The sequence below is a fragment of the Nocardia sp. CA-145437 genome (assembly GCF_050956485.1).
Classification (GTDB): Bacteria; Actinomycetota; Actinomycetes; order Mycobacteriales; family Mycobacteriaceae; genus Nocardia.
This window is the reverse complement of record NZ_CP191204.1, coordinates 4,859,127-4,871,018: the sequence shown is the minus strand read 5'-3', so window position 1 is coordinate 4,871,018 and position 11,892 is coordinate 4,859,127. Positions and strand designations below refer to the sequence as shown.

General features: G+C 69.7%; 10 protein-coding genes. 6 read left to right on the top strand and 4 right to left on the bottom strand.

All coding sequences use genetic code 11. The annotated features are described in order from the left end of the window. Positions 1-13 precede the first annotated feature (13 nt). Together pheT and ACQPYY_RS22675 are read left to right on the top strand one after the other, a co-directional pair. The gene (gene pheT, locus ACQPYY_RS22680) at positions 14-2,515 is read left to right on the top strand and encodes a phenylalanine--tRNA ligase subunit beta (RefSeq protein WP_379106805.1); all 2,502 of its coding nucleotides are present in this window, start codon (positions 14-16) and stop codon (positions 2,513-2,515) included. 65 nt (positions 2,516-2,580) lie between these two features. Continuing rightward, complete coding sequence (locus ACQPYY_RS22675; RefSeq protein WP_433590914.1) at positions 2,581-3,366, top strand: alpha/beta hydrolase; 786 nt, start codon at positions 2,581-2,583, stop codon at positions 3,364-3,366. Here ACQPYY_RS22675 and rho read toward each other — a convergent pair. Then, positions 3,353-4,525, bottom strand: a complete 1,173-nt coding sequence (gene rho, locus ACQPYY_RS22670) for a transcription termination factor Rho (protein ID WP_433590913.1) — start codon at positions 4,523-4,525, stop codon at positions 3,353-3,355. The two genes, ACQPYY_RS22675 and rho, sit on opposite strands and share 14 nt — an antisense overlap. Before the next feature lie 212 nt (positions 4,526-4,737). Between rho and ACQPYY_RS22665 the strand changes: the two genes are divergently transcribed. The 4 genes from ACQPYY_RS22665 (at position 4,738) to ACQPYY_RS22650 (ending at position 8,005) form a co-directional block, all read left to right on the top strand. Beyond that, the gene (locus ACQPYY_RS22665) at positions 4,738-5,247 is read left to right on the top strand and encodes a hypothetical protein (RefSeq protein WP_433590912.1); all 510 of its coding nucleotides are present in this window, start codon (positions 4,738-4,740) and stop codon (positions 5,245-5,247) included. A gap of 24 nt (positions 5,248-5,271) precedes the next feature. Further along, positions 5,272-6,312: a hypothetical protein gene (locus ACQPYY_RS22660; RefSeq protein ID WP_379106797.1), complete on the top strand. Its 1,041-nt coding sequence runs from the start codon at positions 5,272-5,274 to the stop codon at positions 6,310-6,312. A gap of 200 nt (positions 6,313-6,512) precedes the next feature. Further along, positions 6,513-6,953: a hypothetical protein gene (locus ACQPYY_RS22655; protein ID WP_433590911.1), complete on the top strand. Its 441-nt coding sequence runs from the start codon at positions 6,513-6,515 to the stop codon at positions 6,951-6,953. Between the two features lie 329 nt (positions 6,954-7,282). After that, entirely contained in the window at positions 7,283-8,005 is a 723-nt protein-coding gene (locus ACQPYY_RS22650; protein WP_433590910.1) for a helix-turn-helix domain-containing protein, read from the top strand. Here ACQPYY_RS22650 and ACQPYY_RS22645 read toward each other — a convergent pair. From ACQPYY_RS22645 to ACQPYY_RS22635, 3 genes are all read right to left on the bottom strand, one after another. After that, the gene (locus ACQPYY_RS22645) at positions 7,981-9,060 is read right to left on the bottom strand and encodes a GlxA family transcriptional regulator (protein ID WP_433590909.1); all 1,080 of its coding nucleotides are present in this window, start codon (positions 9,058-9,060) and stop codon (positions 7,981-7,983) included. The two genes, ACQPYY_RS22650 and ACQPYY_RS22645, sit on opposite strands and share 25 nt — an antisense overlap. Positions 9,061-9,098: 38 nt before the next feature. Then, on the bottom strand, positions 9,099-9,977 hold the full coding sequence (locus ACQPYY_RS22640; RefSeq protein WP_433590908.1) for an alpha/beta fold hydrolase: 879 nt from the start codon (positions 9,975-9,977) through the stop codon (positions 9,099-9,101). Between the two features lie 122 nt (positions 9,978-10,099). Next, positions 10,100-11,674, bottom strand: coding sequence for an FAD-dependent monooxygenase (locus ACQPYY_RS22635; RefSeq protein ID WP_433590907.1), 1,575 nt, complete (start codon positions 11,672-11,674; stop codon positions 10,100-10,102). Positions 11,675-11,892: the final 218 nt, after the last annotated feature.

Below are 11,892 nucleotides of genomic sequence, written 5' to 3'. Positions count from 1 at the left end.
AGCGAAACGTCAAGTGCGAGTAGCTCAGTCCTGGCTGACGGACATCCTGCAGCGGACCACCCCCGGGTGGTCGGTGACGGCCGAGGAGCTCGACGCGGGGTTCGTCCGGGTCGGTCTCGAGGTCGAAGAGGTCGACCATCTGGCGCCCATCGGCGGTGACATCGACAAGCCGCTGGTGGTCGGCCGGGTCGCCGAGATCACCGAGCTGACCGAGTTCAAGAAGCCGATCCGCTTCTGCAAGGTCGACGTCGGCAACGCCGAGTTGCAGGAGATCGTCTGCGGCGCACGGAACTTCGCCGTCGGCGACCTGGTCGTGGTGGTGCTGCCCGGTGGCGAGCTGCCCGGCGGATTCAAGATCTCGTCGCGGAAGACCTACGGCCACACCAGCAACGGCATGATCTGCTCGGTCGCCGAACTCGGCATCGGCAAGGACCACAGCGGCATCCTGGTGCTCGAGCCCGGCACCGCCGAGCCCGGCGCGGACGCCAACGAGCTGCTGGGCCTGGGCGACACCATCATCGAGCTGGCCATCACCCCCGACCGCGGCTACGCGTTCTCCGCGCGCGGTCTGGCGCGTGAGCTGGCCTGCGGCTTCGACCTGGAGTACGGCGATCCGGCCGTGCGGCTGCTGCCGGACTCCGAGGTCGAGGCGTGGCCGGTGAAGATCGAACCCGCGTCGGGCTGCACGCGTTTCGCGGTGCGCCGCGTCACCGGCATCGACCCGAAGGCCGTGAGCCCGTGGTGGCTGCAGCGCCGCCTGCTGCTGTCGGGCGTGCGCCCGATCTCCCCGGCCGTGGACGTCACCAACTATGTGATGCTCGAACTCGGTCAGCCGCTGCACGCCTTCGACGCCGCCAAGGTGCGCGGCGGATTCGTGGTGCGCCGCGCCAACACCGGCGAGACCCTGCGCACCCTCGACGAGGCCGAGCGCACCCTCGACGCCGAGGACGTGGTGATCGCCGACGAGTCCGGCGTCATCTCGCTGGCCGGCATCATGGGCGGCGCGAGCACCGAGGTGTCGGACACCTCCACCGACATCCTGCTCGAGGCCGCCACCTGGAACCCGGTGGCCGTGGCCCGCACCGCGCGCCGCCACAAGCTGGGCTCCGAGGCCAGCCGCCGCTTCGAGCGGATCGTGGACCCCGAGGTCAATATCGCCGCCCTCGATCGCGCCGCCACCCTGCTGGCCGAGATCGCCGGCGGCACCGTCGAATCCGTGCTGACCGACGTGCGCGTGCCCACTCCGGCCGCGGCGCCGATCACCATGGACATCGACCTGGCCGACCGCACCGCGGGCGTGCACTACGCGCCCGGCGCGGCCACCCGCCGCCTGCAGCAGGTCGGCTGCGCCATCGAGGTGGGAGTCAGCGAGGCCGGTCACCCGCAGCTGATCGTGACCCCGCCGTCCTGGCGTCCCGACCTCACCCAGCCCGCCGACCTGGTGGAGGAGGTGCTGCGCCTGGAGGGTCTGGACCAGATCCCGTCGGTGCTGCCCACCGCCCCGGCCGGACGCGGCCTCACCGCCGCCCAGCTGCGTCGCCGCGCCGTGAGCAAGGCGCTGGCGTTCGAGGGCTGCGTCGAGGTGCCCGCGCCGGTCTTCATGCAGGCCGGTGTCTTCGACGCCTGGGGCCTGGACGCCGACGACCCGCGCCGCAACACGCTGCGGGTGCTGAACCCGCTCGACGTCGAGCGCGCGGAACTGTCGACCACGCTGCTGCCCGGTCTGCTGGAGATCGCGGCCCGCAATATCTCCCGCGGCCAGCGCGATCTCGCGATCTACGCGATCGGTCAGGTCACCCTGCCGACCGAGCGGACCGCGCCTGTCGGTCTGCTGCCCGTGGATCGCCGCCCGACCGACGACGAGATCCAGGTCCTGCTCGACTCGCTGCCCGAGCAGCCGACCCGGGTCGGCGCGGTCCTCACCGGCCGTCGCGAGCCGCGTGGACCGTGGGGCCCGGGCCGCCCGGTCGAGGCGTCGGACGCCTTCGCCCTGGTCGACGCGATCGCCCAGGCCGCCGGTCTGACGATCGAACGCCGTGCGGCGCAATTCCTTCCGTGGCACCCGGGCCGTTGCGCCGAGCTGCTGGTGGACGGCGTCGTCGTCGGCCACGCGGGCGAACTGCACCCCGCCGTGCTGGAGCGCTCCGGCCTGCCGCCGCGCACCTGCGCCTTCCAGCTCGACCTCGACGCCCTGCCGCTGCGTGAGATCCGGCCCGCCCCGGTGGTTTCCGCGTTCCCCGCGGTGCTGCAGGACGTCTCGGTCAGCGTCGACAAGGCCGTCCCCGCCGTGACGGTGGAGAACGCGCTGCGCACCGGCGCGGGCGAACTGCTCGAGGACATCTCCCTGTTCGATGTGTACGAGGGCGCGCAGGCGGGTGAGGGCCGCAAGTCCCTGACCTACGCCCTGCGCTTCCGCGCCACCGACCGCACCCTCACCGAGGACGAGGCCAGCGCCGCCCGCGACGCGGCGGTCGCCCGCGCCTCGGACGCGGTGGGCGCGGTGCTGCGCGGCTGATCCCAGGCCACCCGCGAAAGGGCCCCGATCCCGGTGGATCGGGGCCCTTTCGGTATGAATGAACCATGTGGCATCCGGCGACGCCCGTCCTCAACGCCCTCAGCTATCAACCGGGTGAGCGCGGCATCATGGAGACCCCCGAAACGTATGGGTTCGTCTATGCGGATCTGTACTTGCGGACCTCGGACGGGGAGACCGTCAACGCGTGGTTCGTGCCGGCGGTAGGGGAACCGGTGGGGCACATCCTGTTCGCGCACGGCAATGGCGGGAACATCGGGGATCGGTCACCGATGCTGGGCATGCTGGCGTCGGCCGGATTCGATGTGATGATCTTCGACTACCGGGGGTACGGGCGCAGTACCGGGCGGCCGGGCGAGAGCGGGACGTATCAGGATGTGCGGGCCGCGCGGGAGGCGTTGCTGGCGCAGCCCGGGGTGGATGCCGAGCGGGTGGTGTATCTCGGCAAGTCGCTCGGCGGGGGAGTGATGCTGGAGTTGGCGAATGCGGCGCCGCCCGCGGCGCTGCTGCTCATGTCGACCTTCACGAGCATGCGGGACGCGGCGACGGCGGTGTATCCGTTCCTGCCGAAGATCTTCGTGCCCAACGCTTATCCGAGTCTGCGGCGGATCCGGCGGTTGAGCTGCCCGGTCCTGATCATGCACGGGGACGCGGATGAGCTGTTGCCCGTGCGGATGGGGCGGGAGTTGTTCGCGGCGGCGCCGGAGCCCAAGGAGTTGGTGATCTATCCGGGCGGGCTGCACAACAATCTGATCGGATTCCCCGGCTGGGCCGAGCGGGTCGCGTCCTGGGCGGCGGGCGTACTGCCGCCCAGGCGGCTCATTTCCGGATGATGTTGGCGAGGAACTCGGCATTGCCGCCGGTCTTGCGCAGGCCGTCGAGGAGCAGGTCGAGGGCGCGCTGATCGTCCAGATCGGCGAGAGTGCGGCGCAGGGTGGCGACGGCCTGGCGTTCGGCGGGATCGAGCAGCAGATCGTCGCGGCGGGTGCTGGACTTGGCGATGTCCACGGCCGGGAACACGTGGCGGCCGGCCAGGGTGCGGTCCAGTTTGAGCTCGGCGTTGCCGGTGCCCTTGTACTCCTCGAAGATGACGGTGTCGGCGAGCGAACCGGTTTCGACGAGCGCGCTGGCCACGATCGTCAGTGAGCCGCCGTTCTCGATATTGCGGGCCGCGCCCAGGAACCGCTTGGGCGGCAGCAGCGCGGTGGAATCCACACCGCCGGAGAGGATTCGGCCCGAGGCCGGTCCGGAGGTGTTGTAGGCGCGGGCCAGCCGGGTGAGCGAGTCGAGCAGGACGACGACGTCGCGGCCCTCCTCGACCAGGCGCTGTGCCCGTTCGATGGCCAGTTCGGCCAGTGCGGTCTGCTCGGCGGGGGAGTGGTCGAAGGTGGCGGCGACCACCTCGGCGGGGACGCCGCGGGACAGGTCGGTGACCTCCTCGGGGCGTTCGCCGATCAGGACCAGCATCAGGTGCGCCTCCGGGTGGTTGACGGCGATGCCGTGCGCGATCGACTGCAGCACAGAGGTTTTGCCCGCCTTGGGCGGTGCGACGATCAGCGCGCGCTGGCCCTTGCCGATCGGCATGATCAGGTCGGTGACGCGGGTGGTGAGCTTGTTCGGCTGGGTTTCCAGCCGCAGCCGCTCGTTCGGGTGGATGGGGGTCAGGTCCCGGAAGTGTGGTCGGGCGCCGAGCTCGGCGGCCGCCCGGCCGTTGACGGTGTCGACGCGGACGAGGGGAGCTTGCTTGCCGCCCTTGGGATTCGGCTGCGCCAGTCCGGCGATGAGGTCGCCGCGGCGCAGTCGGTGCGTGCGGATCAGGCGGGCCGGGACGTGGACGTCGCGGGGACCGGGCAGGTAGCCGTCGCGGCGCAGGACGCCGTTCTGGCCCTGTAGATCCAGGATTCCCGTTGTGGGAGTGAGTGTTTCGATGTGGTCGAGGGCCGGGGCCGGATCGCTGGATACGACCGTGGGCCGGATTTCGGTGGTTGTCATGGTGTTTCTCCTTGCTGTGGCGCCGGGATGCGGCCGAGGGCGGTGGGTCACCGCGGATGAATATCGAGTGATCCCCGCGAAGGGCGGGACCTGCTCGGGTGGGGGAGGTAATCACGGTGGGAGGGACTCTGCGTCAACCTGCGTCCACGGGATCGCGACGCCCTCACGGTACGTCACCCCGCGGGGCGCGGTCAATGCGTAGCCTGGAATCCATGAGCGATGCCCAGGAACTCGCGGCGCTGTTGGCGCAGCTGCCGGACGCCGAACTCGCGGGTGTGGTCGGGGCCGCCACCGAGGGCCGGGCCGGTCTGGCCGCCCTGCACGCGGTGGCGCGATCCCTGGCGGACACTCTCGGTCATGCCCCGGATGTCATCGATGTGACTCCTGACACCCTGCCGGTGGCGGGCTATTCACAGTCTGAGACGGTCGGGGGATCCGGGCAGGTCGGAGCGGGTCCGGTGGCGACCGGGATACCGGTACCGCCTGCGGGTATCCCCACCGCGCCCTCGGTCGGCGGCTATTCCTCCGCCGGCGTCCCTACTTTCGAGTCAGTTCGCGATAAGGTCGAGCAGCGCTACGGGACCTCGCAGGGGATGGGCGAGCTCGATCGGCAGACACCAGTGGGCCGTAGCGTAGAGGAACAGTGGGAAGCGCGGGCCGAGGCCGCGCGGGAACGACTGGATCAAATTCGAAAATCGATGCAGGGCAACGATTCCGAGTAGGTCCGGCGTTCCGTCCGAGAATGGGTGGAACCTTTGACCGAGCCGCGCGAAATTGCCGAGAAACTGCTGGATCTCCAGGTCGACTTCATTGTCGCCGAGGTCTCCGGCGACCGCTTCGCCGAAGTGATCGCCCGCGATGTGGAAGCGGTGATCGGCGTCGCCGACACCATCATCTTCCGCGACGTGGTCGAGATCGATCAGGCCAAGCAGACCGTCGCCAATGTCATCGACCTCATCGGCGGCAGCCCGGTGCTGGGCGAGATGGTCGGCACGCTGGCCGACACGCTCTACGAGGACATCGCGGGGAACACCGAGTACACCCTCGGTGACGTGGTCGACCGCGAACCGGTCGAACAGCTGCTGGAGAAGCTCTTCGGCATGCACCAGGCCCAGGAACGGATCCTGGAACGCCTCACCGAGAGCCCCCTGATCGCGACCGTAGCCGCCAAGTTCGTGGACAAGCTGGTCGACGATCTCATGGAGACCAACAAGCAGATGGCCTCGAAGATTCCCGGGGTCGGCTCGCTGGTGTCGATGGGCACCAACGCCGCCAAGACCGCGCGCAAGGCGGCGGAGAAGGCCGGCGGCACCTTCATCGGCGAAATGGCCGGGAAGGGAGCGCAATTCGCGCTCAAGCGGACCAATAACGCCATCCGCGAGATGCTGCGCGACGCGCCCGTGCACGACGCCGCCATGGAGTTCTGGGACCTGCACGCCGGGGAACCGGTCAGCGGCCTGCGCGAGTACCTGTCGCAGCAGGACCTGAAGGATCTGGCGCTGATCATTCACCGGATCGCGGTGACCACCCGCAACAAGGAATACGTCGGCGTGCTGGTGGACCAGGGCGTCGAGGTGTTCTTCGAGAAGTACGGCGACCACACCCTGGCCGCCATGCTGCCCGAGCTGGGCCTGTCCGAGGCGGTCATCGCCGAGGAGATCCTGCGCTACGGCCCGGCCGTGGTGGAGGCCGCCAAGCGGAACGGCGTGCTGGCCAAGCTGATCCGCGAGCGGCTGGAGCCCTTCTTCCTGTCCGAGCCGGTGCTGGCGGTGCTCGCCGGGAACTGACGGCCGGAATCTGTCACGGGGCCGCACGCGGAATCCGCGTGCGGCCCTGGCTCGTTCCCGCCGGGGCGGTGTTCGCCGGTCCCTGAAGGGTGGTGCTCGTCATTCCCTGGAGGGCTGTGCTCGTCATTCCCTGGAGGGCTGTGCTCGTCATTCCCTGGAGGGAATCGCGCACCCCATTGATTCCTCGCAGACTCATGGTCATGACGAACAGCAACGAGACCGCCGTCGACATCAATGACCTCACCGATCGCTACATCGCGCAGTGGAACGAGCCCGACCCGCAGGTGCGCCGCAAGCTCATCGCCGACCTGTGGGCCGAGGACGGCGCGCAGCTCCTCGTCGATCCGCCCGAGGACATGCGCAACGCGGCCGCCGAGCTGAACTTTCCGATCCCGGCCCTCGAGGTCCGCGGCCACCACGCTCTCGAGCGTCGCGTGGAGCGCGCCTACGACATGTTCATCGGCACCGGCCACCGCTTCGTGCGGCGCGGGGAGGCGACGGCGCTGCTGCACCATGTCATCGCCGTCACCTGGTCCATGGTGACCGAGGACGGCGCCGTGGTCGGCGGCGGCCTGGACGTGCTGGCGCTCGACGCGGACGGCCGCATCCGCACCGACCACCAGCACATCGCGGTCGCCTGACAGTCTTGGTGAAAACCGTTGTGCGACCGGCGATACCGCGCCGCCGGTGGACCCTTCATCGGGTCCACCGGCGCGACCCGGGCCTGTCTTTCGGCACGCCTCACGGACAACGGCGACCCGAGGTGCCCGCGTTCGTGCCGTCCCCTCGCAGACACCCGATATCGCCGTGCGGTACCTCGTACGGCGTAGAAAGCATCGCCAGCGGCAGCGGTGCGGGTCAATGCGCGGCGCTGTCCCAATTTGTCCCAGTCACCGGCTCCGGTAGCTTGACCTGCGGCGGTGCGAATTCCGCGGCCGCACACGTTCTTCGGTCGGTTCGGGAGGTATGGGTGAGGGCGTCGCGTGCGGAGATCGCGGATTATGTACGCGCGCGACGCGAGGCCGCGGGGCTGACCCGCGCCGAACTGGCCCGCCGCGCAGGCGTTTCGGAAGCCCTGATCCAGAAGATCGAACAGGGCACCCGACAGCCCACCCCGGTCGCCCTCGGTGCGTTGTTCACGGCACTGGATGTGCCGGTGCAGGCACGCGAGCACGCCGCCACCCTGCTGCAGCCCGAGTTGCTCGGTTTCGGCACCGATTTCACGCCACCCGAACCCTATGAACTGGAGTTCCTGCGCGGGCTGCCGCATCCGGCCTGCTTCCAGATGATGCCCACCGTCGACCTGGTCGCCGCCAATGACGCCTACCTGCGGGCGTTTCCGGGCCTGGAGCCGGGCGACATCATCCTCGAATGGATGATGCTGGATCCGCGGGCGCGGGAGGTCATCGAGGATTGGGAGCGCGAGGCGCATTTCATGGTGTTCGGCTTCCGGTTCATGGCCGCGCCGATCCACTCGCCCGAACGGATCGCGGCCATCATCGAGCGGTGCAGTGCCGCACCGGAATGGGAGCGGTTCTGGTCGACCGAGGTCTCGCCCGCCGATATCGAGCGCCGTCCCATCCGGGTGCGCTCACCCGAGACCGGTGAATGGGTGAGCATGCACGTCCAGCTCTTCAAATTCGAACTGCCGCAGCGGCCGTGGTGGATCTACTCGCTGGTGCCCGTGGGCTGAACCGGGCCCAGGGCGAAATGCTGGCGGTAGCGTTCGGGCGTGGTGGCCAGGCGGCGGGCGAACACCCGGTGCAGGGTCTCCCCGTGGCGGTAGCCGACCTGCCGGGCGATCGCGCCGATGGTCAGTTCGGTGGACTCCAGCAGTCGCCGGGCCGCCTCGACCCGCAGATCCTCCACGAATGCCGCCGGGGTGCAGCCGGTTTCGGCGTGGAAGGCGCGGGCGAAATGACGTTCGCTCATCCCCGCGCGTGCGGCCAGCCCGCTGACGGTGAGCTCGTCGCCGAGGTGATCGGGGAGCCACCGCTGCACGGCCCGGATGGCGGGCGTGCGGGCGGGCTGACTGCGCAATTGCGCGCTGAACTGGGCCTGACCGCCCGGACGGCGGGTGAACACCACGTACACCCGCGCGATCATGGCGGCCGTCTCGCGACCGTGGTCGTCCTCGACCAGGGCCAGCGCCAGATCGACGCCCGCGGACATGCCCGCCGAGGTCCAGCGATTGCGGTCGCGGACGTAGATGCGGTCCGGTTCGACGGTGACCCGCGGATAGCGCTGGGCGAGTAGCGCGGTCGAACCCCAATGGGTGGTGGCCCGATAGCCGTCGAGCAGGCCCGCGGCGGCCAGCAGCAGCGCACCCGCGCACACCGACGTCACCCGGCGAGCCTTGCGGGCGAGGGCGGGGAGAGCGGGGACCACCGCCGCCGCCCCGGGACCGTGGACATCGCCGCCCACCACGATGAGGGTGTCGAAGTCGTCCCCGGCGGCGATGTCCTCGAGCGAATGCGCGACCGAGAGGGTCAGTCCGCCATCGGCGTCGATGGGCAGCCCGCCCGGCGACGCCGTCAGCAGCCGATACGGCAGTGCGGGGGAGTCGCCGTCCGAGGCGTCCGCGGTCTCGCCGAGAGCGCCGGCCGGACCACGCAATTCCGGTGGCAGCCGATCCGGCGGCGTCTCGACGATGGTGTTGAGGAGCGCGAACACATCGAGCGGTCCCGCCAGTTCGGAGATCTGCATGCCTGGGAAGACGACGAAGACGATGGTGCGAGGCGCGGGCACCTCCCGATCATCGCAGTCGGCGCGCCCGGCTGCCACGGTCAGTGGCTGACCGATCCGGCCGGATCGCGGGTGGTGTGGCGGTCCAGGAACGGGATCAGCAGCGCGGCCACCCGGTCGGGGAACTGGGCGTGCGGATAGTGGCCGCCCTGATCGACCAGGACGTACTGGCCGAGCCCGGTCGGCAGGCCCGCCACGATCGCGCGGGCTTCGTCCTCGGGGTGCGGGTAGTCCGGATCATCCGAGCCCATGATCACCAGTGCGGGACAGCGGACCTCGGGCAGCCGGGCCGCGGCGTCGGCCGGGGTGGTCTTGCCGGTCTTCATGAACTCCGCCCAACGGCCGGGGCGTTCCAAGAGGGTCCGCAGCTCGGCGAGGTAGTGGTCGTGATCGGCGGGCGCGGTCGGGTAGGCCACGCCGTCGAGGTACCGGAACCACAGCCGGGGCGACTTCAACAGCTGGGTGCCGACCAGCTCCAGCAAGCCGCGGCGGTGGCGGCGATCCGACCAGAGCGCCCCGAAGTCCACACTCTGGGTGAGGGTGAAGGGGTTGATCTCGACGATCGCCGACACCAGCTCCGGTGCCTCCGCCGCCGCGACGGTGGCCGAACCACCCGACAGCGAATGCCCGACGATCACCGCCGGACCCCCGAAATGCCGGATGACTCCGAGCAAGTCGAGGGCCACGTCGGTCCGGCTGATGGCGGCCTTGCCGGTCACCGACGGCCAGTCCACGCTGGACTCGCCGTGCCCGCGCATATCGACGTTCACCACGCGGTACCCGGCGGCGGCCAGCGGGGCGACCAGATGACGGAAATCCCGCCGCCAGGTCCCCATCCCGTGCGACAGCACCACCAAGGGGCCGTCACCGGTCACGTCACACGCGATCCGCCCGTGCTCGAGCTCTACATACTCGGTCATTTCCCGGTCCTTCCCAGCGATTTCGCTCCGATGCCGCGGGGGCGGCATGCAGGAATTGAACGCCGGAAGCGGGGTTCGGCCGAGGGCTCAGGCAGGGCGGATCAGTGGTGTGGCCGATCCGGTCAGTCGCTGACCGCCCCGACCCGCACCTCGGTCTTCGCCGTTTCGGAGGCGCCGAACCAGGTCGTGAGCGCGTCCCGCAGCGCCGACTCGGCCGGGTCCGCGGGTTCGTCCACCGTTGCGGCCCAGGCGATGTGGGCGTCCGGGCGGATCAGCAGGGCGTCGGCGGGACGGTCGTCGGTGGTGGCGACCCGGAGGTCGACACGGCCCGACCACTCCTCGGCGATGGCGCGAAGGTCCGGGCGGTCGGCCAGGACGAGCAGAACCGGGCGGGCCGTGTGCAGGAGCTCGGCGACGCGGGTGTCTCCTTCATCGGTGCGCAGCGGCAGGTCCGGGGCGACGGTGCCGGTCAAGGGGTGCTGGTTGGGGTTCGGCAGCGGGTAGCGCAGCTCGGTGCCCGCGATGAGCGCTCCGACCCGGCGCAGGGCGGGCTCGTCGGTGAGGAGTTCCTGGAACAGTTCCCGCAGCGCCAGCGCCGCCGGATCGTCACCGCGCCGCAAGGCCACCTGAGCCTGGGTCTGCATCATGATGCGGGTGCCGGCGAAGTACCGCTCCTCGTGATAGGTGTCCAGCAGCCCCTCCGGCGCCCGCCCGTGCAGGTCGGCGGCCAGCTTCCAAGCCAGGTTGATCGCATCGAGCATGCCCGCGTTGAGGCCGACACCCGTCATGGGGAAGGCGTGGGCGGCATCACCGGCGATGAAAACCCTTCCGGCCCGGTACCGTTCGGCCTGGCGGGCCTGGAACTGATAGCGGGACAGCCGGATCGGGTCACCGAGCGGGAGGTCGACGCCGAGGATGCGTCGGATGCTGTCCTGCAGCTCGGCCAGGGTCAGCGGCTCGTTGTCGTCGGTGTCGTCGATGGTGTCCTCGGTGGTCTGGATCATCATCGTGCCCGGGGCGAGCGACCCCATCGCGAACACGCCGTGCTCGGTGCGGGTGAAACCGGCTGCGACGGTGCCGAACCCGGGGACGTCGAGGTCCCCGTTCTCGCGCTGCGTCACCGAATCCGGCACACTGACCTGCCCCAACCGGTTGACCTCCGGATAGGTGGCGCCCGGGAAACCGACGCCCGCCAGATCGCGCATGCGGCTGCGCGCACCGTCGCAGGCCAGCGCATAGCGCGCGGTGAGCCGGTAGTCACCGTCCGGGCCGCGCACGTCCAGTGTGACCGTGGCGTCGTCTTGTTCGAGGGCGGTCACCTCATGGCCCCGGCGCACTTCCGCGCCGAGCTCGGTCGCCCAATCATCCAGCAGCTGTTCGAGTTTCGGCTGCGGCAGGTGCATGGCCTGCAACGGCGAATCAGCCAAGGGGCTGAAGTCCACATGCAAACCGCCGAACGGGATCGCCGCCGTGGGACCGGCGTCCACCCCGATCTCGCCGAGCCGCTCGGTCAGCCCCCGATAGTCCAGCAAGCGCAGTATCTGCCCGCCCAGTCCATTGGCCTTCGGCACGGTCCGCAGCTGCGGCTGCCGCTCCAGGATGATCGGCCGCACCCCGGCCAGCCGCAGTTCGGCAGCCAGCATCAGGCCCGTCGGGCCCGCACCCACGATGATCGCGTCGGCATCGGTACTACGCACTCGCACTACTCCGTTTCCGTGGGTTTTCACTACGGGCAGCGATTTTGCAGCATGGTGGGGGTCTTGCCGCAAGGGGCGGGGTGCGATATACATTGAAGAGGGAAGCGGTCGGCCGCCTCCCTTTTTTGTGGCCTGAACCACGATGGGTCTTCTTGAGTGAAAATGCTTGTATCACAATAGAATTCAGCTATTACCGCTCTTCTATCGCGGTAGAATAG

Excerpts from the sequence above, each read along its gene's own strand:
- ACQPYY_RS22655 (WP_433590911.1), top strand. The coding sequence starts at position 6,513 with ATGACGAACAGCAACGAGACCGCCGTCGACATCAATGACCTCACCGAT.
- ACQPYY_RS22640 (WP_433590908.1), bottom strand. The coding sequence starts at position 9,977 with ATGACCGAGTATGTAGAGCTCGAGCACGGGCGGATCGCGTGTGACGTG.
- ACQPYY_RS22665 (WP_433590912.1), top strand. The coding sequence starts at position 4,738 with ATGAGCGATGCCCAGGAACTCGCGGCGCTGTTGGCGCAGCTGCCGGAC.
- ACQPYY_RS22675 (WP_433590914.1), top strand. The coding sequence starts at position 2,581 with ATGTGGCATCCGGCGACGCCCGTCCTCAACGCCCTCAGCTATCAACCG.
- rho (WP_433590913.1), bottom strand. The coding sequence starts at position 4,525 with ATGACAACCACCGAAATCCGGCCCACGGTCGTATCCAGCGATCCGGCC.